Consider the following 20,600-nt stretch of genomic DNA (forward strand, 5'->3'; position numbering starts at 1 on the left):
GGTCACATCCGGAACACGCCGAAACGTGTCTCCTCTATCGGGGCATTCAGGCAGGCACGCAGGGAAAGCGCCAGCACGTCGCGGGTTTTTTCAGGTGGAATCACGCCGTCATCCCACAATCGGGCGGAGGCGTAGAGCGGATGGGACTGTTCCTCGAACTGATCGCGGATCGGCTGGCGGAAGGCTTGCTCCTCCTCCTCCGTCCAGGTGCCGCCCTTGCGCTCGATCCCCTCGCGGCGAACGGTGGCCATCACGCCGGACGCCTGTTCACCCCCCATGACGGAGATGCGGCTGTTGGGCCAAGTCCACAGAAAGCGCGGCGAATAGGCCCGCCCCGCCATGCCGTAATTGCCGGCGCCAAAGCTGCCGCCGACGAGCACCGTGATCTTGGGCACGCGAGTGGTCGCCACAGCCGTCACCAGCTTGGCACCATGCCGGGCGATCCCCTCATTCTCGTATTTGCGGCCCACCATGAAGCCGGTGATGTTTTGCAGGAAGATCAGCGGAATCTTGCGCTGGCTGCACAGCTCCACGAAATGCGCGCCCTTCTGGGCGGCCTCCGAAAACAGCACGCCATTGTTGGCGATGATGCCCACCGGGCAGCCCTCGATATGGGCAAAGCCCGTGACGAGCGTCTTGCCGAACCGCTCCTTGAACTCATCGAAGCGTGACCCGTCCACGATCCGGGCAATCACCTCGCGGATGTCGTAGGGCGTGGTCAGCGCGGCGGGCACGACGCCCGTTATCGTTTCAGGCGCGAATGCCGGCGGCTCGGGCTGCTGCCATTCCACCGTGGCGGGCGGCGTCAGATTGAGGTTGCCAACCGCCTGCCGGGCCAGCGCCAGAGCGTGCGCGTCGTCTTCCGCCAGATAATCCGCGACGCCCGACAGGCGGGTGTGCACATCGCCGCCGCCCAGATCCTCGGCCGTGACGACCTCACCGGTTGCGGCCTTTACCAATGGCGGACCGGCGAGGAAGATCGTCCCCTGTTCCTTGACGATGATCGTGACATCCGACATCGCGGGCACGTAGGCCCCGCCGGCGGTGCACGATCCCATCACCACAGCGATCTGTGGAATCCCGGCCGCGGACATGTTCGCCTGATTGAAGAAGATGCGTCCGAAATCGTCGCGGTCCGGGAACACCTCATCCTGATTGGGCAGGTTCGCCCCGCCCGAATCGACGAGGTAGACGCAGGGCAGGCGGTTCTGTTCCGCGATCTCCTGCGCGCGCAGGTGCTTCTTGACCGTCATGGGGTAGTATGTGCCGCCCTTGACCGTGGCATCGTTGCACAAAACCATGCATTGCCGCCCGGCGACCTGTCCAATCCCCGCGATCACGCCTGCGCAGGGGGCTACGCCGTCATACATGCCGTGCGCGGCGGTGGCGCCGACCTCCAGAAACGGCGTGCCGGGGTCCAGCAGATTCGCCACACGCTCACGCGGGGGCATCTTCCCGCGGGAGATGTGCCGCTCCAGCGCCTTTTGTCCGCCACCCGCGGCGGCGATCCGGGCTGCTTCGGCGATATCAGCCGCTGCTGCCGCATGGGCGGCGCGGTTTGCCTCATATGCGTCGGAACCGGGCAATGCGTCCGTGCTTAACCTGCTCATGTGCTCACTCGTTCTTTCATTCCTGCGTTTCCTCAATCGTTTCGGCATAACCGCGTGTCGCCAGCCAGCGTTCGCGGTAAGCATATTTTGCGGCCAGTGCCACATCGCTTAGAAAGGCTGCATTCACCGATGCCCCGATCACCGCGCCAAAGATCGGAACGATTTGTCCGGCCTTGCGCTGCGCCAGGTTCACGCCAAGCTGTTCGGACAGCTTGCGGATCGCGGCGACACTGGCGGTGCCCGGGCCGCCCATGCGGGCGATGGCCTGATAATCGTGATCCTGAATCGCCTCGGGACGGTTGACGGCATCGACGAAGCGCAGGGCCTTTTCCTTGTCCGCGCGGTCGTTCGCACCGGCCAGCGACAGGATGCTCAGGACGAAACTGCGCTCTGCCTCGCCGCTTTCGCCGAATCCGTAGCACAGCCCGACGGACCGTGCGGTGCGCATCGCCAGCGCGATGGATGTCGGCACGTCCACCATCAATCCCACCGCCCCCACGGCCCCTGCCGCGCCGCCTGATGTCATGCCGTAGCCGATTGCCCAGCGGCGAGCCTCGTGCGCGGCGTCGTCACATGCGTTCAGATCATTGAAATCGTGATCGAGCAGCGCACGGCGCAATGTGGCGTTCGCTGCGAAATCCGCGCCGGTCAGCGCCAGTTCAATCGCCTCGATCGGAAGCAGACGTGACGCGATCCAGCCCGCAGGGCGAGAGATCGCGCGCGCGAACCGGGGCAGAATTGCAGGCCTTTGCGCACGATACAGCGATTGCTGTGCCATGACGGCACGGTAAGCCTCCACCGACAGGGGGGTCCGTCGCGGTGCGGCGACCTCCTCCTCACGCGGGGTGGAAATATCATTCACCATCTACGAACCTCCGATCCGAAAGAGAGAGAGCTCTTTCACGATGTCATCGGGGAGTGCGCCCCACAAGGCATACCCCGCAAGGCAACGGTCATGAGCGTGCTTGCTCTTCTCTGATCTCCCGTATTTCCCGGTCGAGAAAGAAACTGATCGCGGATCGGATGATCACCAACAGGCCCAGAAACAGCAGATCGTACAGCTTCAGGCTCAACGCCGTATGGATGATGTCCGACACGATCAGCAGCTCCAACCCGGCCAGGATATAGCGACCCAGCTCCTGCCGTTCATGGTTGATGCCGTCCACCCGCCGTGCCGACTGCTTGCTGAACTCCGCCTTCACAACGCCGAGGACAAACCGCACGGCCCCGATCAGCATCAGCGCGATGGCCAGCAGATCTATCCCGACCGCGATCCATTCCAGCCCGTGTGCCAACCCGGACAACGGACCGTGCAAAATGCCCGGCGATTGTTCGGGAAGGCTTTCCATCAGGCAGTGGCCTTCATCAATTCCCGACCGCACAGCATCCGGCGAATCTCGCTGGTGCCGGCACCGATTTCCATCAGCTTGGCATCACGCATGATCCGGGCCAGCGGCGAATCGTTCAGGAACCCTGCCCCGCCCATGGCCTGCACACCCTGAATGGCCTGCATCATCCCCTGTTCGGAACAGTACAGCACACAGGCCGCTGCATCCTGCCGGGTCACCTGCCCACGGTCACACGCTGCCGCGACGGCATAGAGATAGGCCCGCGCGGTGTTCATCGCGGTGTACATGTCCGCGATCTTGCCCTGCATCAGCTGGAAATCGCCAATCTTCTGCCCGAACTGCTTACGCTCATGCATATAGGGCATGACGTGGTCGAGGATGCCATGCATCAATCCGACACCGATGCCCGACAGCACCACACGCTCATAATCCAGTCCCGACATCAGAACGTTCACGCCCTTGCCTTCCTCACCCAGAATATTCTCGAACGGCACTTCGACGTCCTCGAATATCAATTCCGCCGTGTCCGATCCGCGCATTCCCAGCTTGTCGAAATGCGGACCGACGCTGAAGCCGCTCATTTCCCTTTCGATCAGGAAAGCCGTCAGGCCGCGCGGTCCCGCATCCGGGTCGGTCTTGGCATAGACCACGAGGGTCGAGGCCTGCGGCGAATTGGTGATCCAGTACTTGTTGCCATTCAGAACGAAGCGGTCGTTGCGCTTCTCAGCACGAAGGCTCATCGAAACGACGTCGGATCCGGCGCCTGCCTCGGACATGGCCAGCGATCCGACATGCTCACCGCTGATAAGCTTCGGCAGGTATTTTGCCTTCTGCGCGGCATTGCCGTTCAGAGAGATCTGGTTGACGCACAGGTTGGAATGCGCCCCGTAGCTGAGGCTGACGGAGGCCGACGCCCGCGCGATCTCCTCCACCGCGACGGCATGAGCCAGATAGCCCATTCCCGCGCCGCCGTCCTCCTCAGACACTGTGATGCCCAGCAGGCCTAGATCGCCCATTTCGCGCCACAGCTCGGCGGGAAATTCATTTTTGCGATCAATCTCGGCGGCCATAGGGGCCACACGGTCCTGTGCCCAGCGGTGCACCATATCGCGCAGCGCTTCGATTTCCTCACCCAATGCGAAATTCATGGATGCGTTGAACATTGCTTTCCTCCAGATGCGATCATGGCCGCTTTCGGGGGATATGAACATATGTTCAGTTATCTGGCAACCAGCTTGTGCGACCCCGTTTCAGACCATTGCGTATCAAGAGACCTCGCGCCACATCGTCGCTGCTACGGCCCCCAGCCAAACCATGGTAACCAGGCCCAGCCCCCGTTCCCACGCACCGTCGTAACCCGTCGGCAGCATGAAGAATATGATTGCGCCAATCACCCAAAGCCCGGCGCAGGTATAGCTGAAAATAGCCATTCCCCGACGATACTTGTCCAGATCCTGGGCCATGGCGATCATCGCAGCAGCAAACAGAATCCCCAGCCCGTAGACCAGATAGATATGGATGACGACGCCCTCCTGATCGCTGTCGCCGTATTCGTTGCGCGCACCGACCACCACGACGATGGCGGCAAGGCATGCCAGCGCGAACACGCCCAGCGTCCAGCGATGCCCGCCTGGGTGAATATGCGCCGCGCCCAGACCGATGCCGAGCAGCCCCGCCGCATAACCGTACAGGGCCACGTCCTGAATGATCTCGTACCGTCCTGCGGCCAGATCGCTGATCGTATCGGCAACCCAATCGTGACCGGGCACGACGATACTGCCGATGATGTTGCCCAGCAGCAGCGTCACGATCCCCGCGAAACCCAATACCGCACAGATGCCCAGCATCAGCCTGTTGGGCGGGCGGCCCGGGTAAGCCCGTCCCAGCTTTGTGTCGTCTGCCATGTCGTCCTCCATGCGATGTGACTATCAACCTCGTTCGCGGTCAGAAGGTTCCGCCGCCACTGCAAGACGCGGGAAGTCTTTGCGACCGGCCGCGCCCTGCCCTATAAGGCGCGCAGATCGCAACGGAGGCCCCCATGCGCAGCGCCACCATCACCCGCAAGACCGCGGAAACGGACATCACGGTCGAAATCGACCTGGACGGAACCGGTCGGTACGACAACCGGACCGGCGTCGGATTCTTCGATCATATGCTTGACCAATTGTCGCGCCACGCGCTGATCGACATGACGGTCAATTGCCAGGGCGACCTGCACATCGACGACCACCACACGGTTGAGGATGTGGGCATCGCGCTGGGTCAGGCCCTGACGCAGGCCATGGGCGACAAGCGCGGCATCGTACGCTACGGCGCGTGCCTGCTGCCGATGGACGATACGCTGGTACGTGCCGCGCTGGACCTATCGGCGCGGCCCTATCTGGTGTGGAAGGTCGATTTCACCGCCCCCGCGATCAAGGGGTTCGACACCGAGCTGGTGCGCGAATTCTTTCAGGCCTTCGCGACCCATGGCGGTATCACCTTGCATGTCGAGAAACTGGACGGCATCAACTCCCACCACATCGCAGAGGCCGCGTTCAAGGCCGTGGCCCGTGCCCTGCGCGACGCGCTGGAAACCGATCCGCGCAAGGGCGACGCGATCCCCTCGACAAAGGGAATGCTGTGACTTGCGCGATCATCGACTACGGCTCGGGCAACCTGCACTCCGCCGAGAAATCCTTTCAGCGGATGCGGCGTGAGGCTGGCGGACCCGAGATCACCGTCACCTCCGACCCCGAGGCCGTGCTGCGTGCCGAACGGATCGTCCTGCCCGGCGTCGGCGCCTTTGCCGACTGTCAGGCGGGCTTGATGGCCGTACCCGGCATGGTCGAGGTCCTGCGCCAGCGGGTCGAGGCGGGCACGCCCTTCATGGGGATCTGCGTCGGCATGCAACTGCTGGCCACCGTCGGGCGGGAGTTCGGCGACACGCCCGGCCTGGGGTGGATACCCGGCGCGGTTACGGCATTACAGCCCTCGGACCCGGCGCTGAAGGTGCCGCATATGGGATGGAACGAACTGCATATCGACCGCCCCCACCCGATCTTCGACGGGGTGGAACCGGGGGAGCATGCCTATTTCGTGCACTCGTATCACGTGACCCCTGACGACATCTCCCACCGTCTGGCGCACGTGAACTATGGCACGAAGGTCACCGCCGCCATCGGTCGGGACAACATCGTCGGCACGCAATTTCACCCCGAGAAAAGCCAGCGAACCGGGCTTCATGTCATCGCGAATTTCCTGAACTGGGCGCCCTAGATGGACCTTCAGCAGATCCTGCACGAGATCACGCAGGACATGGCCACACGGCCTGATCGTGGGCGCGTCGCCAACTATATTCCGCAGCTCGCCTGCATTGATCCCGATCAGTTCGCGATTTCCGTCTGCCTCGCGGATGGGACGCAATATTCCTGCGGCGATGCGGATACGTCGTTCTCGATCCAGTCGGTGTCCAAGGTCTTCGCCCTCGCCCTGGCGCTTGGGCGAGTGGGCGATCATCTATGGACCCGCGTCGGGCGCGAACCCTCGGGTCAGGCCTTCGATTCGATCCTGCTGCTGGAGCAGGAAAAAGGCCGCCCCCGCAATCCGTTCATCAACGCGGGCGCCATCGTCACCACAGACACCTATCTCGAAGGTCACAGCCCGGCGGAGGCGCTCGGCGGCCTGATGCGCTTCGTGCGCGAGGCCGCGGATGATGAGAACATCCACATCGACGATTCGGTCGCCCGGTCCGAGATCGCGACCGGCCACCGCAACTTCGCGCTGGCACATTACATGCTGTCCCACGGCAATCTGCGCCACGCGCCGGACCTGACGCTGGGCACCTATTTTCACCAATGCGCCATCGCGATGAACACCGCGCAACTGGCGCGGGCGGGGCGTTTCCTCATGAACTCCCCCGAGCTGGTGCGGATGCTGTCGCCGGGTCGGGTGCGCCGGATCAATGCGTTGATGATCACCTGCGGGCAATATGACGGATCGGGCGATTTCGCCTACCGCGTCGGCCTGCCGGGGAAAAGCGGTGTGGGCGGCGGCATTCTGGTGATCGCGCCGGGGCAGGCCTCAATCGCGGTCTGGTCGCCGGGGCTGAACCACTACGGCAACTCGCATCTGGGCACTTTGGCGGTGGAAACACTGGCCCGCGACACCGGCTGGTCGATCTTCGGCTAGACCGCTCATGAAAAGGGAGGCGGACCCTCGCCCGCCGCCCCAAAAATCGCCGGATCAGTTCATGCGCGTCCAGTTCTGCGAGCGGCAGATGAACAGAACGCAGCCCGATACCTCCAGAGTGTTTCCTGACAGGGACATCTTGGAATCATAGGTCTTGTCCTGATCGGGCGCCCAGATCGTGCCCTGCGCCCAGTTGCCCGGATTGGTCGGCTGCATGTCCCAGATGATCGGCTTTCCGACGATCGCCTGATCGCCGGCGGAACCGTCAGCCTCGAACACGCCGGTGATCGTTCCGCAGGTCTGTGCGGTGTTGGCGGCGCAATTGTCGATGGCGACCGTGACATAGCTGCCGGTCTCACCCGGTTCGGATTGCCACATTCCGTTGATGTCCTGCGCCTGCGCGGCCAGCGGTGCGGCCAAAACCAGAGCCGTCGCCAAGATGATTTTCTTCATTTTTTCCTCCCGTTTATTATTTCAAGGAAATCTGATGCGCTGTCACAGCGCGGTCAACTACGACGTAACGGGACATGCAGGCTTTGCAAAACCGCGCCCGGCCCGTTACGTGCTAGCAACCCTTGCGAATGGAGCCGCTGCGATGATCCTCTACCCTGCTATCGACCTGAAGGACGGGGCCTGCGTGCGCCTTTATAAAGGCGACATGGACAAGGCGACGGTGTTCGGCGAAGACCCGGCAGCGCAGGCGCGCAGTTTCGTGGATGCGGGTTGCGAATGGCTGCACCTTGTGGACCTGAACGGGGCCTTCGCCGGCAAGCCGGTGAACGCAGCGGCGGTCGAAGCGATTCTGGCCGCGACAAACGTTCCCGCACAATTGGGCGGCGGCATTCGCGACATGGCAACGATCGAGGCTTGGCTGGACAGGGGCCTGGCCCGCGTCATTCTGGGCACCGTCGCGGTGCGCGATCCGGCACTCGTCAAACAGGCCGCGAAAGCCTTCCCCGGCAAGGTCGCTGTCGGCATCGACGCGCGCGACGGCATGGTCGCGGTGGAGGGCTGGGCGGAAACGACCGATATCACCGCCACCGATCTGGCCCGCCAGTTCGAGGATGCCGGTGTCGCCGCCATCATCTACACCGACATCGACCGGGACGGCGCGATGCAGGGCCCGAACGTGGCGGCGACGGCGGGGCTTGCCAATGCGGTATCTATCCCGGTGATCGCATCGGGCGGTGTCTCATCCCTCGACGATTTGCGCGCGCTCAAGAGCAGCGGCGCGGCACTGGACGGCGCGATCTCGGGCCGTGCGCTTTACGACGGCAAGATTGATCTGGCCGAGGCCGTCGCCCTGCTGAAATCTCAGTAGAAAATGACGGTCGCCAGAAGTGCGAAGGCCGAAAAGAGTGCGAACGCGTTCAGTGCCATGATTTCCTCCATTTGCGCTGAGACTGATCTCGAAATATGAACGCTTCGTGAAGTCAGGAGTTCCCATGCTGAAGACCCGCATTATTCCCTGTCTCGACGTGAAGGCAGGACGCGTCGTGAAGGGCGTCAACTTCGAGGGCCTCGTGGATGCGGGCGACCCGGTTGAGGCGGCGATCGCCTATGATGCCGCCGGTGCGGATGAGCTGTGTTTCCTCGACATCGCGGCGACTCTGGAAAATCGCGGCACCATGTTCGACGTGGTCAGCCGCACGGCGGAACAGTGCTTCATGCCCCTGACCGTGGGCGGTGGCGTGCGCACCATCTCCGACGTGCGCGCCCTGCTGCTGGCGGGCGCGGACAAGGTCAGCTTCAACTCCGCCGCCGTCGCCAACCGCGATGTGATCGACGCGGCGGCCGAAAAATTTGGCGCGCAGTGCATCGTCGTGGCTGTGGATGCCAAGACGGTCGCGCCGGGCCGCTGGGAGATCTTCACCCATGGCGGCACGAAGCCGACCGGCATCGACGCCGTGGAATTCGCCACCGACATGGCCCGGCGCGGCGCGGGGGAAATCCTGCTGACCTCGATGGACAAGGACGGCACGAAATCCGGCTACAACCTGCCCCTGACCCGCGCGATTTCCGACGCCGTACCCGTTCCGGTGATCGCCTCGGGCGGGGTCGGTACGCTGGATCACTTGGTCGAGGGCGTCACCGAAGGCGGCGCGAACGCCGTGCTCGCCGCCTCGATCTTTCACTTCGGCACCTTCACCATAGGCGAGGCCAAGGCCCACATGGCCGCCGCCGGCATCCCGATGAGGCTGACATGAACGTCCTGAACAGACTCGCGGAAACGATAGCCCAGCGCGCCGGGGCCGATCCCGACAGCTCCCACACAGCACGGATGCTGTCCAAGGGGCCGGAAAAATGCGCCGAGAAATTCGGTGAGGAAGCCATCGAGGCGATCATCGAGGCCGCGAAGGGTGACACCGCCAAATTGACCTACGAGGCGGCGGATGTCGTCTATCACCTGATGGTCATGCTGACCGCCCGCGAGGTCGCATGGGCGGACGTGCTGGCCGAGCTGGAGCGCCGCGAGGGCACATCCGGCATCGCTGAGAAAGCGTCCCGCACGTGACCACGATCCTGTTCAACAAACCGTTCGACGTCCTCAGCCAATTCACGGATGAGGGCACGAAGGATTCCGCCCGCCGTACACTCTCCGATTTCATCGACATCAAACATGTCTACGCCGCCGGGCGGCTGGATCGTGACAGTGAGGGGTTGCTGGTTCTGACGGATGACGGGCAGCTACAGGCACGCATCGCCAACCCGCGTCACAAGACGCCCAAGACGTATTGGGTTCAGGTCGAGGGCGCGCCCACCGACCGCGATCTGGCCCCATTGCGCAGCGGCATCACCCTCAAGGACGGCAAGACCGCCCCGGCCGAGGTTGCCCTGATCGAGCCGCCGAAGGTTTGGCCCCGGACCCCGCCCGTCCGCTTTCGCAAGAGCGTTCCCGATTGCTGGCTGCAAATCACGATACGTGAGGGGCGCAACCGGCAGGTGCGCCGCATGACCGCCGCGCTTGGCTTTCCCACCTTGCGCCTGATCCGCCATTCGGTCGGTGATTGGACCATTGACGGGATCGCAAGCGGCACCTGGCGTCAGGTCTAGGCCGCTGACTTGGTGATCTCGCGGAAGACATCCTCCAGATCCGGTTCCTCGGTCGCCATGTCGCGGATTACCACGCCCTGATTGCGCAGGTGATCCAGCAGGTCCATCGCCGAATGCGCGGATTTGCGGTAGCTCAGCACCAGTGAGCCATCCTCGCGCCGCTGACCGCGGACGCCTTCGGGCAGCGCGGGCACGTCGGTGCCGTCGGTCGTGACCACCAGTGCCTTGCGGTCCATCCGGGCCAGCAGGTTCACCGTATCGTCGCATGCAACCAGATTGCCCTGAGAGATGATGCCGATCCGGTCGCACATCTGCTGCGCTTCCTCCAGATAATGCGTGGTCAGGATGATCGTGGTGCCTGCGTCGTTCAACTCTCGGACGTAATCCCACAGCATCTGACGCAATTCGATGTCGACGCCGGCCGTCGGCTCATCCAGCACCAAAACCTGCGGCGCGTGCACCAGAGCCTTGGCAACCAGAAGCCGTCGCCGCATTCCGCCCGACAGGGTGCGGGCATAGGCCTCCGCCTTGTCCAGCAGACCGACCTTCGCCAGAATCTGATCGGTGCGCCGCTGCGACTTGGGCACGCCGTACAGCCCGGCCTGCACCTCCAGCGCGCCACGGGGGGAGAAGAACGGATCGACGTTCAGTTCCTGCGGCACCACCCCGATGGAGGCCCGCGACATGCGCGGGTTCGTATCCTGATCGAATCCCCAGATGCGAACGGAACCGGAGGTCTTGTTCGTCAGGCCCGCCATAATGTTGATGGTCGTGGATTTGCCCGCGCCGTTCGGCCCCAGCAGGCCGAAGATCGAGCCCTGCGGAATGTCCAGATCCAGACCTTCCAGCGCGACCTTGTCCTCACCACCACCCTGACCGGCATACACCTTGCGAAGCGCCCTGAGTTCGATTGCATTTTCCATTGCGTCGCTCCTTCGCATCGCGTCCTGCGGCTTCGTTGTCAGAGAAGACCTCCGGGCCTTGTCGCCGGGGGTGCTATCGCTATCATGTGCGCCAACGCGATGTAGGCCGTTCGGCCCGCAACACCAAGTCCTATCCAAGTTCCGGCGGAGAACCATATGACCATTCAGGCCCCCGAAGTCGAGTACGTGACCAAGACCCGCATCCATTGCGACGGCGGGGGGGCCGGCCTCGGCCATCCGCGCGTCTGGTACACGATCGCACCCGAGGAAGGGTTCGTCGAATGCGGCTATTGCGACAAGAAATTCGTGCTGGAGGGCAGCGTCGCTGACGACCGCTGACACCCTCGCACGCGGGCTGGTGGCAATCACAAGGGCCAGTTCATCTCTTTACGGGATCTGGCCTACCGCTCGAAACGCAGCCGGTCCGAGGGCATGAAACCCGCCGCCCGCGCAGCACCTGTCGCGGACCCCGAACCAACCAAGGCGGTTCTGGTCCCCGGCGCAACCTTCCGCCGGGCCTTCATCCCCCGATCGTCATGAACGTCGGACATCCCGGCTTCACTTTGGTCAAATATCCCCGCCGAAGGCTCCTCGAAGCCCTCGCACCCCCTCGCCTTCCCCGCGGCGATCCCCTAATCTGCGCGCCACAAATCGAAGGGGCACGACATGGCAATCGGCAAGGGACACCACCTGCATCTGATCGACGGATCGGGGTTCATCTTCCGTGCGTTCCACGCCCTGCCGCCCCTGACGCGAAAATCCGACGGTCTGCCGGTCGGCGCGGTGTCGGGCTTTTGCAACATGCTGTTCAAGATGCTGGAGGGCAACACGGGCCACGATGCGCCGACGCATCTGGCGGTGATCTTCGACCATTCGGCCAAGACGTTTCGCAATGACATCTACCCGCAATACAAGGCCCATCGCCCCCCGATGCCCGAGGATCTGCGCCCGCAAATCCCCCTGACGCGTGAGGCGACCCGCGCCTTCGGCATCTGCTGCATCGAGCAGGAGGGGTGGGAGGCCGACGACCTGATCGCCACCTTCGCCGTTCAGGCCCGCGACGCGGGCGCGCGGGTCACCATCATCTCCTCCGACAAGGATCTGATGCAACTGGTCGGCGGCGGGGTCGAGATGATGGACGGCATGAAGAACGTCACCATCGGGCCGGAGGAGGTCGAGGCAAAGTTCGGCGTCGGTCCCGACCGGGTGGTGGACGTGCAGGCCCTGGCCGGCGACAGCGTCGACAACATCCCCGGCGCCCCCGGCATCGGCATCAAGACCGCGGCCCTGCTCATCAACGAATACGGCGATGTCGAAAGCCTGCTGGCGCGGGCGGAGGAGATCAAGCAGCCCAAGCGCCGCCAATCCCTGATCGACAATGCCGAACAGATTCGCATTTCCAAACGCCTCGTCGCGCTGGAGCAACACGTTCCGGTCGAGGTCGGCATCGACGCGATGGAGGTGCAACCGCTCGACCCGGAAACCGTGCTGCCGTTTCTGGCCGAAATGGAATTCCGCACGATCACCAACCGCGTCGCGGAAAAGCTGGGGGCCAAGGCACCGACCATCGACGACACGCCCGCGAACGCCCCCGCGATGGATGAGCCGGACATGCCGCCCATCGACCCCTCGAAATACGAAATCGTGCGCGATACCGAGGCCTTGCAGATCTGGATCGACCGGATTCACGAGCGCGGCTACGTCGCGGTGGACACAGAAACTACCGGTCTGGATGAGATGCGCGCCGATCTGGTCGGCATCTGCCTCAGCGTGGAGCCGGGTCAGGCGTGCTACATCCCGCTTGCCCATGTGAACGGCACCGGCGATCTGCTGGGCGGGGCCGAGAGGTCCGAGGGCCAGATGGATTTTGACCGGGCGCTGCAGATGCTCAAACCCGTCTTGGAGGATCCCGCGATCCTCAAGATCCTGCAAAACGCCAAATACGACATCAAGATCTTCGCCCGACTGGACGTCACCGTCGCCCCGATCGACGACACCATGCTGATTTCCTATGCCCAACATGCCGGTCTGCACGGTCACGGGATGGACGCGCTCAGCGAACGCTATCTGGATCACAAGCCGATCCCGATCAAGGAGCTGATCGGCGCGGGCAAAAAGCAGATCACCTTCGATCAGGTCAAGATCGACGACGCGGCCCCCTATGCGGCCGAGGATGCCGACATCACCCTGCGCCTGTGGACCGCGCTGAAACCCGGCCTGATCCCCTCACGCACCACGACGGTGTACGAGACGATGGAGCGGCCCCTCGTTCCCGTGCTGGCGCAGATGGAGCGGCACGGCATCAAGGTGGACCGCGATCACCTCAGCCGCATGTCCAACAGCTTTGCACAGAAAATGGCCGGGCTGGAGCATGAGATTCATGAGCTTGCAGGCCGCAAGTTCAATGTCGGCTCTCCCAAGCAGCTGGGCGAGATCCTGTTTGACGAAATGGCAATCGAAGGCGGCAAAAAGGGCAAGACCGGGGCCTATGGCACCGGGGCCGATATCCTGGAAACCCTCGCCGCGCTGGGTCATGATCTGCCCGCACGGGTGCTGGACTGGCGGCAGGTGTCGAAGCTGAAATCGACCTATACCGATGCGTTGCAGGAACATATCCACCCCGAAACCGGCCGGGTGCACACCTCCTATTCCATCGCGGGGGCCAATACCGGGCGTCTCGCCTCCACCGATCCGAACCTGCAAAACATCCCCGTGCGCACGGAGGAGGGCCGCCGCATCCGCGAGGCGTTCATCGCGGAGGAAGGCAATGTCCTCGTCTCGCTCGACTACAGTCAGATCGAGCTGCGCATCTTGGCCCATATCGCCGAAATCGACTCGCTGAAGCAGGCGTTCCGCGACGGGTTGGACATTCACGCGATGACCGCGTCCGAGATGTTCGGCGTGCCGCTGGACCAGATGACGCCGGATGTGCGGCGTCAGGCCAAGGCGATCAACTTCGGTGTGATCTACGGCATCTCCGCCTTTGGCCTCGCCAACAATCTGCGCATCCCGCGTGAGGATGCGAAGGCCTTCATCGACCGGTATTTCGAGCGGTTCCCCGGCATCCAGAAATACATGGATGACACCAAGGCCTTCGCCAAGGAACACAAGCGCGTCGAAACCCTGTTCGGCCGGCGCATCCACACGCCGGAGATCGCGTCCTCCGGCCCGCGTGCGGGCTTTGCCTATCGCGCCGCGATCAACGCGCCCATTCAGGGCACCGCCGCCGACATCATCCGCCGCGCAATGATCCGCGTGCCCGCCGCGATGCAGACGGCGAAACTGCCCGGCCGGATGCTGCTGCAAGTGCACGACGAATTGCTGTTCGAGGTGCCACGGGACGCCGCCGACGATCTGATCGGCACGGTGCGCGACGTGATGGAGCACGCGCACCTGCCCGCCGTCGCACTGGACGTGCCGCTGGTCGTCGATGGTGGCACGGGGGCGAACTGGGCGCAGGCGCACTAGCCGCAACGCACCTAGCGAATCAGCAGCTTGGCAAGTGATTCGCCGCATGGCAGACTGGTGTCGCGGGGCCTGCCCCCGCGATGGAGGTGTCCCATGTCCGTGCAAAATGCCGCCGCCCAGTCCCCCGCCAGTGCAGAGGGCGATCCGATCCCGATCCTCAGCGCCCCGGAATGCCACGCCTATCTGCTGCGCAATCCGCGTATCGCCAGCGCGCTGTGCTTCGTCCTGTGGGATCGCCACACGGCGCTGCCCTTCCTGTGCGGGGTAACCAACAGCATCGACCGGATGCTGGCGCAGTTGCGGATGGACACAGTGCGCGATGGCGCCATCGGGCTGATCCGCTTTCACCCCGAATTGCTGGAGTTCGTAATGGCGCAACCTCCGGGGTTTCTGGGAGTCAGCCTGTTTCCCTTCGACACGGTGGGGCAGGCGAAGGTCTGCGAGCATTCCATCGTCAGCGAATTCGGGCGGCGCGATGACGGCGGGCTGCTGCTCAACCGGCGGATCGAGCGGTAGGCGGGCCAATAGAGTAACGCCGCGCGGGATGGGACGGCGACACGATTTGTTTGATATTCTGCCCAGTCAACCCTGCGCGCCCCCCTGATCCAGACGGAGTGCCGCGAAAATTTCTGTTGCATTGCAGCGCACCCTCAGTGTGCACTTGCACTCGATATCGCATGGTCTAGAACCTGAGGTTGTGCCGTGGGGGCATGATTCACCGCGTTCATTACTGAATTGTCGCGATCATAACCGGGGAATTTCCATGTCCTTCGCAAGACTTTTTGCCATAGTCACCAGTATATTCGTGGCAGTCGCCCCCCCCGTCACGGCCGCGCCGCTGGACGACGCGATTTCGCTCTGGCTCGACGATAACGACGCCGATGCGCTGCCGATGCTGTCTGAACTGGCGTCCTCCGGCGATGCCGATGCGCAGCTTCTGCTGGGTCAGATCGAGGCCACCCTGCCGCCGGGTGCCGGATCGGAGTTCATGACGGGCCTGTCCCGGCGTGAGCGGATCGACCTGCTACGCTCCCCCGGGGGATTGTCGGGCAAATCATGGCTGCGCGTGCGCGCGGATGAGGGCGATACCTTGGCCGCGGCGCTGCTGGCGTCACGTCTGCCGGATGCCGATATGGATGTGGTGCGCGCCCTGCTCGACGCGGGTGAGCGTGAGGCAGCGGAAAAGCTGGCGTGGGAGATCTTCGACCGGGGCCGCTGGAACGACATCTTTGCCCTGGCCCCTGACGACCCCCTGCTGGAACAGCTCGATTTCGTTCTGTGGATGCGCGCCTACTTTGCGTCCCCACCCATGGGCGATCATTGGAAATGGCTGGACACGACGCCTGCGACCGGCCGGTCGGGCGGGATGATGATGATATCCCTCGTCGCACCAGTACTGGCCCCGCATCTGCGGCCCAGTGAGCAAATGCGCGAATACTCCATCGCGCAACGCGGCTTCCCGGCGGAGCTTGTGGCATCCGGCAACCTGCCGCGCGCGGCTGCCGTGATGGGCGGGCAGCTTGTCGGTGATGCGAATCTGGCAACGGTCGAGGCCTATTGCGAGCAGATTTGCCCCGGCGAAGGCGGTCTTTGCGCCATGCAGGTGATCACGCAGGTTGGCGGTGCCGACAATATCAAGGCCGCCGACAGCCCGCTGGAGCGTCTGATCGCGCAGGACAGGTTCATGACCTCCGCCCGCGCGGTGGGCCAGTTGCGGCGCTGGATGGGCACGATAGGTGAAAATTCGCTCGGCAATCACGACCTGATCTCCCAATGCGTGCGCGACGATATCCGCGAGGCCTCGGCCGGGCGGTAGCGGACAGCGCTCTGCGCAGGCGGCATCTTGCGCAGGGGCCCTTGCGGGCGTAGGTTCCGCGCATGTCGCAGCTGACCGCTCATATCCCGATCCTTGACGATCATGCCCGCCTGCCGTGGCGGTTCTTCGGTCTTGCGAAAACGCTGGAATCCCAACTGTGACGCGCTTGCGGTTTCGTGCGCGAAACCTGCTGACCGCGCTTTACCTACACCCATTTACCGATCCTTGAGGGACCCCCCATGGCCAAGACCCTGTATGACAAGATCTGGGACGCGCATGTCGTCCACGAAGCTGACGATGGCACCTGCCTGCTGTATATCGACCGCCACCTCGTGCATGAGGTGACCAGCCCCCAGGCCTTCGAAGGCCTGCGGTTGAACAATCGCACCGTGCGCGCGCCGGACAAGACCATCGCCGTGCCAGATCACAACGTTCCCACGACGCTGGACCGCGCCAACGGCATCGAAAACCCGGAATCGAAGATTCAGGTCGATGCGCTGGACAAGAACGCCAAGGATTTCGGCATCCACTACTATCCTGTCTCGGATGTGCGTCAGGGCATCGTGCACATCGTCGGGCCCGAGCAAGGCTGGACCCTGCCCGGCATGACCGTCGTGTGCGGTGACAGCCACACCGCCACGCACGGTGCGTTCGGTTCGCTGGCGCACGGCATCGGCACCTCGGAGGTGGAGCATGTGCTGGCGACCCAGACGCTGATCCAGAAGAAGTCCAAGAACATGAAGGTCGAGATCACGGGCCACCTGCGCCCCGGCGTCACGGCCAAGGACATCACAATGGCTGTCATCGGCGCGACCGGCACCGCAGGCGGCACCGGCTACGTCATCGAATATTGCGGCTCCGCCATCGAGGATCTGTCGATGGAGGGTCGCATGACCGTCTGCAACATGGCCATCGAGGGCGGCGCGCGCGCCGGTCTGATCGCACCGGATGAGAAGACATTCGCCTATTGCATGGGCCGCCCCCACGCCCCGAAAGGCGCCGCGTGGGAGGCCGCGCTGACCTACTGGAAAACCCTCAAGACCGATGAGGGTGCGCATTTCGACAAGGTTCTGACCATCAAGGGTGAGGACATCGCACCGCTGGTCACGTGGGGCACCTCGCCCGAGGACGTTCTGCCGATCACCGCCACCGTGCCATCGCCCGACGACTATACCGGCGGCAAGGTCGAGGCCGTGCGCCGCTCGCTCGCCTATATGGGTCTGACACCGGGCCAGAAGCTCAGCGATGTGGCCATCGACACCGTCTTTATCGGATCATGCACCAATGGCCGGATCGAGGATCTGCGTGAGGTCGCGGCGATCATGAAGGGCAAGAAGGTCAAGGACGGTCTGCGCGCCATGATCGTTCCCGGCTCGGGCCTGGTCCGCGCCCAGGCGGAGGAAGAAGGCATTGCCGATATCCTCAAGGATGCAGGCTTCGAATGGCGCATGGCGGGCTGTTCCATGTGCCTTGCCATGAACCCCGATCAGTTGAGCCCGGAGGAGCGTTGCGTGTCCACGTCGAACCGCAACTTCGAGGGGCGTCAGGGCCGCGGTGGACGCACCCACCTCGCCTCGCCCGCGATGGCGGCGGCTGCTGCGATCACCGGTCGTCTGACCGACGTGCGCGAATTGGGTTGAGGAGAAGAAAATGGAAAAGTTCACCACACTCGAAGGCGTCGCCGCGCCCATGCCGCTGGTCAATATCGACACCGACATGATCATCCCCAAGCAGTTCCTGAAGACGATCAAGCGGACCGGGCTGGGCAAGAACCTGTTCGACGAGATGCGCTATGACGCCCAGGGTCAGGAAATTCCCGACTTCGTGCTGAACCAGCCGGCCTATCGCGACGCAAAAATCCTCATCGCCGGCGATAATTTCGGCTGCGGGTCCAGCCGGGAGCACGCGCCCTGGGCGCTGGCCGATTTCGGGATCCGTTGCGTAATCTCCACATCCTTCGCGGACATCTTTTTCAACAACTGCTTCAAGAATGGCATTCTGCCAATCGTTCTGCCACAATCTGAAGTTGATAAGTTGATGGACGATGCAGCGCGCGGTGCGAACGCCGTGATCACGGTCGATCTGGAAAACCAGACGATCAGCGGTCCCGATGGAGGCACGATCTCCTTTGACGTGGAGCCGTTCCGCAAGCATTGTCTGCTCAACGGGCTCGACGATATCGGGCTGACCATGCAGAAGGCGGCGTCGATCGACGCCTTTGAGGCACAGTACAAGACCGCGGCTCCGTGGATCTAGTATGACAAGAGGGGACGCCGGATGGCACATGCGAGGGCTGGTGTTGGGACCGTACTGACCAGATTGGTCTCAAGCCTGTCCCGGGCGTTCCTTGTTTTGGTGTTCATCGCGCTTCCGGCGTTCCTCCTGCCCGAAACCTCCCGGACCGGGCAGGAGATTTCGCTGATCATCGGCGCGCTGTTCGCCCTGTTCACGATGTTCGAATACGCGTCCTCGCATCCGGGATTGATAGATTTCAGGTTCGCGCCGCCCTATAACAGGTTCCGGTTCCTGACCTTCGCCGTGTTGATCGTGGCATTGGTGTTCCTGTGCCGGGCCGATTCCGGGGCGGACTCGTTTTCCGACGACTATCTGGCGCTGTCCGACCGGCTGGTGGAGATCTTCAGCGTACCGTTCAGCCCGGTGGTTCTGGCCGATACGCTGATCGGCGCGGGAATGAACCCGCTGGTCGAACGTGCAGCGGCGCTGAGCTTCACCATCGCGCTGATCTCCATCCTCTTTTTCGCGATCTATGTCTGGGTGTTTCGCTGGCCGGCGGAACGTGACAGCTTCAACCTGTGGATCAACCTGCCGACATTCGATCCGTCGGTCGGTCAGGATATCGCGTGGCGTCTGCGGCGGTCCGGCCTGTTGAGCATCATCGTCGCACTGGCCCTGCCCTATGCTGTCCTGTCCATCGCGTCGCGCAGCGGCGGATGGTTCGATCCCGCCGCGTTGGGCAATTATCAGTCTCTGGTCTGGTGCTGCGTCTTCTGGGCGTTCTTTCCCGTGGCCCTGTTCAATCGCGGCAGTGCGATGCTGAAAATCGCATGGCTGATCGACCGGGCGCGCACCGATTGATCTTGCGGGTCGCCCTCGCGCTGTTCCTGTCGCTGACGGCCGCAGCACAGGCGGAGACGTTGCGCCTGGCGACCTACAATGTGGCCCTGTCCCGCGATTATGCCGGGCATCTGGTCCGGGATGTGGAACGCCGCGACCAACCGATCCTTCAGATCGCGGCGGTCCTGCGGCAGGTCGCGCCCGATATCGTCCTGCTGACGGAGATGGACCGTGATCCGCAGTTGCGTGCGCTGGCCGGTTTGCAGCAGATTCTCGCGGAACAGGGACTGATTTATCCGCACAGCTATGCCGGGCCCGTGAACGCTGGTGTGATGACGGGGCTGGATCTGGACGGCGATGGCTGGGTGAATGACCCTGAGGACGCGCAGGGCTGGGGCAAATGGCCCGGTCATCGCGGCATGGCCTTGCTGAGCAGATATCCCATTGGGCCGGTGCGGACCTTTCGGCTGAGCCTGTGGGACGACGTTCCGGGCAGCATGATCCCGACGGGCGAACCTGCGCAGGTGCGCGCGATCCAGCGCCTCTCCTCCAAAAGCCATTGGGATATCGGGATCGCCTTGCCGCAAGGGGGGACGCTGCATGTTCTGGCCGCGCACCCGACCCCCCCGGTTTTCGACGGGGCGCAGGATCGCAACGGACGGCGCAACGCGGATGAGATCGCCTGGTTCAACCGCTATCTGGACGGGGAGGCGATGCGCGACGATGCGGGCGTGACCGCCCCGCTGGCACCGGGTCCGGTTGCCGTGCTGGCCGATCTGAACGCCGATCCGTTCGACGGGGAGGCACGGCGCGGTCCCCTGCGCACCCTGCTGGGACATCCGCGTCTGCAAGACCCGGCACCGACCAGCCGCGGGGCGGTGATTGCGGGGGTCGGCGGTGCGAACGATGCGCATCTGGGGCCAGCGGATCAGGACACGGCGGACTGGCGCGACAATCCGGGGCCGGGAAACCTGCGGGTGGATTACGTCCTGCCCGACGCGCGGTTGCGCGTCAGCGGCGCGGGCGTCTTCTGGCCCCCACCGGACGCGCCATTGCATGAGGAGGCGATGGCCTCGGACCACCGGCTGGTCTGGGTCGATGTGGACCTGCCCTGAGGGCAGAGGCAGGCTTACTT

General features: G+C 63.6%; 22 protein-coding genes. 15 read left to right on the forward strand and 7 right to left on the reverse strand.

The window, feature by feature from the left end; translation table 11 throughout:
• Positions 1 to 2 precede the first annotated feature (2 nt).
• The 5 genes from H1S03_RS09955 to H1S03_RS09975 all read right to left on the reverse strand — a co-directional run bounded on the left by H1S03_RS09955 (position 3) and on the right by H1S03_RS09975 (position 4,863).
• Positions 3 to 1,610 carry a carboxyl transferase domain-containing protein gene (locus H1S03_RS09955; protein ID WP_185804306.1) on the reverse strand — a complete coding sequence of 536 codons (1,608 nt, stop codon included), beginning with the start codon at positions 1,608 to 1,610 and terminating at the stop codon, positions 3 to 5.
• A gap of 16 nt (positions 1,611 to 1,626) precedes the next feature.
• The gene (locus H1S03_RS09960) at positions 1,627 to 2,475 is read right to left on the reverse strand and encodes an EcsC family protein (protein ID WP_185804307.1); all 849 of its coding nucleotides are present in this window, start codon (positions 2,473 to 2,475) and stop codon (positions 1,627 to 1,629) included.
• 88 nt (positions 2,476 to 2,563) lie between these two features.
• On the reverse strand, positions 2,564 to 2,959 hold the full coding sequence (locus H1S03_RS09965; RefSeq protein WP_185804308.1) for a DUF1622 domain-containing protein: 396 nt from the start codon (positions 2,957 to 2,959) through the stop codon (positions 2,564 to 2,566).
• A complete protein-coding gene (locus H1S03_RS09970; protein WP_185804309.1) occupies positions 2,959 to 4,122 on the reverse strand; it encodes an isovaleryl-CoA dehydrogenase in 1,164 nt (387 codons plus the stop codon). The genes H1S03_RS09965 and H1S03_RS09970 overlap by 1 nt, the downstream gene beginning before the upstream one ends.
• A gap of 102 nt (positions 4,123 to 4,224) precedes the next feature.
• The gene (locus tag H1S03_RS09975) at positions 4,225 to 4,863 is read right to left on the reverse strand and encodes a DUF998 domain-containing protein (protein WP_249777875.1); all 639 of its coding nucleotides are present in this window, start codon (positions 4,861 to 4,863) and stop codon (positions 4,225 to 4,227) included.
• Between the two features lie 134 nt (positions 4,864 to 4,997).
• On the opposite strand from H1S03_RS09975, the gene hisB reads away from it, so the two are divergent.
• The 3 genes from hisB to H1S03_RS09990 are packed head-to-tail and all read left to right on the forward strand — an operon-like array spanning position 4,998 to position 7,129.
• Positions 4,998 to 5,585, forward strand: coding sequence for an imidazoleglycerol-phosphate dehydratase HisB (hisB, locus tag H1S03_RS09980; protein WP_185804310.1), 588 nt, complete (start codon positions 4,998 to 5,000; stop codon positions 5,583 to 5,585).
• A complete protein-coding gene (gene hisH, locus H1S03_RS09985) occupies positions 5,582 to 6,217 on the forward strand; it encodes an imidazole glycerol phosphate synthase subunit HisH (RefSeq protein ID WP_185804311.1) in 636 nt (211 codons plus the stop codon). Before hisB ends, hisH begins: the two co-directional genes overlap by 4 nt.
• Positions 6,218 to 7,129 carry a glutaminase gene (locus H1S03_RS09990; RefSeq protein ID WP_185804312.1) on the forward strand — a complete coding sequence of 304 codons (912 nt, stop codon included), beginning with the start codon at positions 6,218 to 6,220 and terminating at the stop codon, positions 7,127 to 7,129.
• Positions 7,130 to 7,183: 54 nt separating this feature from the next.
• On the opposite strand, the gene H1S03_RS09995 is transcribed toward H1S03_RS09990, so the two are convergent.
• The gene (locus tag H1S03_RS09995) at positions 7,184 to 7,582 is read right to left on the reverse strand and encodes a DUF2147 domain-containing protein (RefSeq protein WP_185804313.1); all 399 of its coding nucleotides are present in this window, start codon (positions 7,580 to 7,582) and stop codon (positions 7,184 to 7,186) included.
• Between the two features lie 142 nt (positions 7,583 to 7,724).
• On the opposite strand from H1S03_RS09995, the gene hisA reads away from it, so the two are divergent.
• The 4 genes from hisA to H1S03_RS10015 all read left to right on the forward strand — a co-directional run bounded on the left by hisA (position 7,725) and on the right by H1S03_RS10015 (position 10,183).
• Positions 7,725 to 8,450 carry a 1-(5-phosphoribosyl)-5-[(5-phosphoribosylamino)methylideneamino]imidazole-4-carboxamide isomerase gene (hisA, locus tag H1S03_RS10000; RefSeq protein WP_185804314.1) on the forward strand — a complete coding sequence of 242 codons (726 nt, stop codon included), beginning with the start codon at positions 7,725 to 7,727 and terminating at the stop codon, positions 8,448 to 8,450.
• Positions 8,451 to 8,574: 124 nt separating this feature from the next.
• A complete protein-coding gene (gene hisF, locus H1S03_RS10005) occupies positions 8,575 to 9,336 on the forward strand; it encodes an imidazole glycerol phosphate synthase subunit HisF (RefSeq protein WP_166187711.1) in 762 nt (253 codons plus the stop codon).
• On the forward strand, positions 9,333 to 9,644 hold the full coding sequence (locus H1S03_RS10010) for a phosphoribosyl-ATP diphosphatase (RefSeq protein ID WP_185804315.1): 312 nt from the start codon (positions 9,333 to 9,335) through the stop codon (positions 9,642 to 9,644). The genes hisF and H1S03_RS10010 overlap by 4 nt, the downstream gene beginning before the upstream one ends.
• Positions 9,641 to 10,183, forward strand: coding sequence for a pseudouridine synthase (locus H1S03_RS10015; protein WP_185804316.1), 543 nt, complete (start codon positions 9,641 to 9,643; stop codon positions 10,181 to 10,183). The genes H1S03_RS10010 and H1S03_RS10015 overlap by 4 nt, the downstream gene beginning before the upstream one ends.
• Here H1S03_RS10015 and H1S03_RS10020 read toward each other — a convergent pair.
• Positions 10,180 to 11,106 carry an ABC transporter ATP-binding protein gene (locus H1S03_RS10020; RefSeq protein ID WP_249777876.1) on the reverse strand — a complete coding sequence of 309 codons (927 nt, stop codon included), beginning with the start codon at positions 11,104 to 11,106 and terminating at the stop codon, positions 10,180 to 10,182. The two genes, H1S03_RS10015 and H1S03_RS10020, sit on opposite strands and share 4 nt — an antisense overlap.
• A gap of 156 nt (positions 11,107 to 11,262) precedes the next feature.
• On the opposite strand from H1S03_RS10020, the gene H1S03_RS10025 reads away from it, so the two are divergent.
• From H1S03_RS10025 to H1S03_RS10060, 8 genes are all read left to right on the forward strand, one after another.
• Positions 11,263 to 11,445: a zinc-finger domain-containing protein gene (locus tag H1S03_RS10025; protein WP_166187722.1), complete on the forward strand. Its 183-nt coding sequence runs from the start codon at positions 11,263 to 11,265 to the stop codon at positions 11,443 to 11,445.
• A gap of 327 nt (positions 11,446 to 11,772) precedes the next feature.
• The gene (gene polA, locus H1S03_RS10030) at positions 11,773 to 14,574 is read left to right on the forward strand and encodes a DNA polymerase I (protein WP_185804318.1); all 2,802 of its coding nucleotides are present in this window, start codon (positions 11,773 to 11,775) and stop codon (positions 14,572 to 14,574) included.
• Between the two features lie 93 nt (positions 14,575 to 14,667).
• On the forward strand, positions 14,668 to 15,090 hold the full coding sequence (locus H1S03_RS10035; RefSeq protein ID WP_185804319.1) for a hypothetical protein: 423 nt from the start codon (positions 14,668 to 14,670) through the stop codon (positions 15,088 to 15,090).
• A 289-nt stretch (positions 15,091 to 15,379) separates the two neighbouring features.
• A complete protein-coding gene (locus H1S03_RS10040; protein ID WP_221892666.1) occupies positions 15,380 to 16,390 on the forward strand; it encodes a hypothetical protein in 1,011 nt (336 codons plus the stop codon).
• Positions 16,391 to 16,629: 239 nt separating this feature from the next.
• A complete protein-coding gene (leuC, locus tag H1S03_RS10045) occupies positions 16,630 to 18,030 on the forward strand; it encodes a 3-isopropylmalate dehydratase large subunit (protein WP_185804321.1) in 1,401 nt (466 codons plus the stop codon).
• A 10-nt stretch (positions 18,031 to 18,040) separates the two neighbouring features.
• Positions 18,041 to 18,646 (forward strand): 3-isopropylmalate dehydratase small subunit, encoded by a 606-nt coding sequence (gene leuD / locus H1S03_RS10050; protein WP_185804322.1) that lies wholly within the window; start codon positions 18,041 to 18,043, stop codon positions 18,644 to 18,646.
• Positions 18,647 to 18,667: 21 nt separating this feature from the next.
• Positions 18,668 to 19,486, forward strand: a complete 819-nt coding sequence (locus H1S03_RS10055; protein ID WP_185804323.1) for a hypothetical protein — start codon at positions 18,668 to 18,670, stop codon at positions 19,484 to 19,486.
• On the forward strand, positions 19,456 to 20,580 hold the full coding sequence (locus H1S03_RS10060) for an endonuclease/exonuclease/phosphatase family protein (protein ID WP_185804324.1): 1,125 nt from the start codon (positions 19,456 to 19,458) through the stop codon (positions 20,578 to 20,580). Before H1S03_RS10055 ends, H1S03_RS10060 begins: the two co-directional genes overlap by 31 nt.
• Positions 20,581 to 20,600: the final 20 nt, after the last annotated feature.

The sequence above is a fragment of the Pontivivens nitratireducens genome, from assembly GCF_014235845.1.
GTDB lineage: Bacteria > Pseudomonadota > Alphaproteobacteria > Rhodobacterales > Rhodobacteraceae > Pontivivens > Pontivivens nitratireducens.

Coding starts and splice junctions, on each gene's coding strand:
- H1S03_RS10060 (WP_185804324.1), top strand. CDS start 19,456: ATGGCTGATCGACCGGGCGCGCACCGATTGATCTTGCGGGTCGCCCTC.
- H1S03_RS10025 (WP_166187722.1), top strand. CDS start 11,263: ATGACCATTCAGGCCCCCGAAGTCGAGTACGTGACCAAGACCCGCATC.
- H1S03_RS10010 (WP_185804315.1), top strand. CDS start 9,333: ATGAACGTCCTGAACAGACTCGCGGAAACGATAGCCCAGCGCGCCGGG.
- H1S03_RS10035 (WP_185804319.1), top strand. CDS start 14,668: ATGTCCGTGCAAAATGCCGCCGCCCAGTCCCCCGCCAGTGCAGAGGGC.
- H1S03_RS10055 (WP_185804323.1), top strand. CDS start 18,668: ATGGCACATGCGAGGGCTGGTGTTGGGACCGTACTGACCAGATTGGTC.
- hisF (WP_166187711.1), top strand. CDS start 8,575: ATGCTGAAGACCCGCATTATTCCCTGTCTCGACGTGAAGGCAGGACGC.
- polA (WP_185804318.1), top strand. CDS start 11,773: ATGGCAATCGGCAAGGGACACCACCTGCATCTGATCGACGGATCGGGG.
- H1S03_RS09970 (WP_185804309.1), bottom strand. CDS start 4,122: ATGTTCAACGCATCCATGAATTTCGCATTGGGTGAGGAAATCGAAGCG.
- leuD (WP_185804322.1), top strand. CDS start 18,041: ATGGAAAAGTTCACCACACTCGAAGGCGTCGCCGCGCCCATGCCGCTG.
- hisB (WP_185804310.1), top strand. CDS start 4,998: ATGCGCAGCGCCACCATCACCCGCAAGACCGCGGAAACGGACATCACG.
- H1S03_RS09955 (WP_185804306.1), bottom strand. CDS start 1,610: ATGAGCAGGTTAAGCACGGACGCATTGCCCGGTTCCGACGCATATGAG.
- H1S03_RS09995 (WP_185804313.1), bottom strand. CDS start 7,582: ATGAAGAAAATCATCTTGGCGACGGCTCTGGTTTTGGCCGCACCGCTG.
- H1S03_RS10020 (WP_249777876.1), bottom strand. CDS start 11,106: ATGGAAAATGCAATCGAACTCAGGGCGCTTCGCAAGGTGTATGCCGGT.
- hisA (WP_185804314.1), top strand. CDS start 7,725: ATGATCCTCTACCCTGCTATCGACCTGAAGGACGGGGCCTGCGTGCGC.
- H1S03_RS09965 (WP_185804308.1), bottom strand. CDS start 2,959: ATGGAAAGCCTTCCCGAACAATCGCCGGGCATTTTGCACGGTCCGTTG.
- H1S03_RS09960 (WP_185804307.1), bottom strand. CDS start 2,475: ATGGTGAATGATATTTCCACCCCGCGTGAGGAGGAGGTCGCCGCACCG.
- H1S03_RS09975 (WP_249777875.1), bottom strand. CDS start 4,863: ATGGCAGACGACACAAAGCTGGGACGGGCTTACCCGGGCCGCCCGCCC.
- leuC (WP_185804321.1), top strand. CDS start 16,630: ATGGCCAAGACCCTGTATGACAAGATCTGGGACGCGCATGTCGTCCAC.
- H1S03_RS09990 (WP_185804312.1), top strand. CDS start 6,218: ATGGACCTTCAGCAGATCCTGCACGAGATCACGCAGGACATGGCCACA.